Annotated in this window: 2 protein-coding genes; both read left to right on the forward strand. The window is 64.6% G+C overall.

The window, feature by feature from the left end:
• The first annotated feature begins 286 nt into the window (after window positions 1–286).
• The gene (locus ACWGJ5_RS46495) at window positions 287–820 is read left to right on the forward strand and encodes a carboxymuconolactone decarboxylase family protein (protein WP_453315631.1); all 534 of its coding nucleotides are present in this window, start codon (window positions 287–289) and stop codon (window positions 818–820) included.
• 137 nt (window positions 821–957) lie between these two features.
• Window positions 958–1608: a nitroreductase family protein gene (locus tag ACWGJ5_RS46500; protein ID WP_453315632.1), complete on the forward strand. Its 651-nt coding sequence runs from the start codon at window positions 958–960 to the stop codon at window positions 1606–1608.
• The last annotated feature ends 126 nt before the right edge of the window (window positions 1609–1734 follow it).

Below are 1734 nucleotides of genomic sequence, written 5' to 3' on the forward strand. Positions count from 1 at the left end.
ACCCCCGCTGCTCTTCGCACCAGCTCGCTGTTCGTCGCGTTGACCCCCGCGTGTAGATCAAGTCCGCGGCGTGCTCGAGGATGCGACCTCGCGTCGCCAGCCCCTTGCCCGTGCACCCGCGAAGATCACGCGATTCATCGTTCATCTGCATGTCACCACCCTGTTCCGCAGACTGGGCTCAGCGGCCCAACATGAACATGGATTGGGCTTGACAGCCCATTCCGCGTCGCGTTCACTGTGAGTGGGCTAAATAGCCCAGACCGATACCGCCCGGAGGGCCACCACCATGTCTCGTCTCACCACGCCCGAGCTCACCGACATCGACGCCAAGACGCAGGGCACACTCGACGCCATCGCCAAGCAGTTCGGCTTCGCTCCGGGCATGTTCACCACGCTCGCCGCCAACCCGACCGTCCTCGAGATCGTGATGGGCCTGCAGGGCAGCATCGCCAAGCTCCTCGACGCGAAGACCCGCCACACGATCGCGCTGGCCACGTCCCACTCCAACAACTGCGACTACTGCTCGGCGCTGCACGGATACATCTCCGCGAACCTCGGAGGCATGTCCACCGAGGAGATCGAGCTGGCCCGCACCGGCGGCTCCACCGATCCCAAGCGTGCCGCCGTCGCTCGCTTCTCCCAGCAGGTGATCGAGACCCGCGGTCAGGTGGGCGACAAGGACATCGCCGCGGTCCGCGAGGCCGGGTACACGGACGCCGAGATCCAGGCGATCGTCACCGTCGTGGTCGTCACGCAGCTCACGAACTATCTCAACAACGTCAACGAAACCGTCGTCGACATCCCCGGTGCGAGCGCGTAACCAGCGACGCCGCGACCGCGTCGACTGCCACGGAGGTCGCCCCAATGAAAGCGATGTTCACCACGTACTGACGTGACTCCAACGCCCCGAAACCGCCTACTGACCCGATCTCTCCGACAACGAAACGAAAGCCAACCATGGATCTCGAGAATCTGATCACCAAGCACCTCACCCGCTACTTCGACCCGAACAAGAAGATCCCGGAGGACACCTTCCAGCTCCTGCTGCGCTACCTACGCTCCTCGCCGACGACGATCAACATCCAGCCGAACCACTTCCATGTGCTGGAGTCGCAGGCCGGCAAGGACAAGCTTGCGGAGGCTCTCGTCGGCCGCTTCGCGGACAACGCGGAGAAGGTGCGGAACGCGTCGCACGCGATCGTGTTCACGACCCGCAAGACGATTCCCGACGAGCACCTGCAGGAGATCTTCGCGAAGGAGCGCGCGGACGGTCGCTTCGCGGACCCGGAGATCCAGAAGGGATGGGAGGCTGGAGCGTCCAACTTCGTGGAGATCCAGTCGGAGAACTATGGCGGCGACGTGCTCCACTGGCTGGAGAAGAACACGTACCTCGTGGTCGGCGCGACCATGATGGCCGCCGCTTCTCTCGGAGTCGACGCCACCCCGCTGGAAGGGTTCGACCGCGCGACGATCGACGAAGCGTTCGGCCTCACCGACACCGACTTCACCACGACGCTGCTCGTCGTGCTCGGGTACCCGGACGAGACGCGCGTCTCTCGCCAGCCGGTCTCGCGCTTCGACGCCGAAAAGATCTTCACCCACATGTGACGAACTGAGCGGGTGCGCGATCGGCGCGCCTGCTCGGTTCTGCGCAACTCGACTGTCCGGCGCCCGCACCTCTCCTCGACGGACGCCGGGCAGTCGACCTCTACCGACCTCGAGGAGGCCAAGATG

Source organism: Streptomyces sp. NPDC054783 (assembly GCF_053611725.1).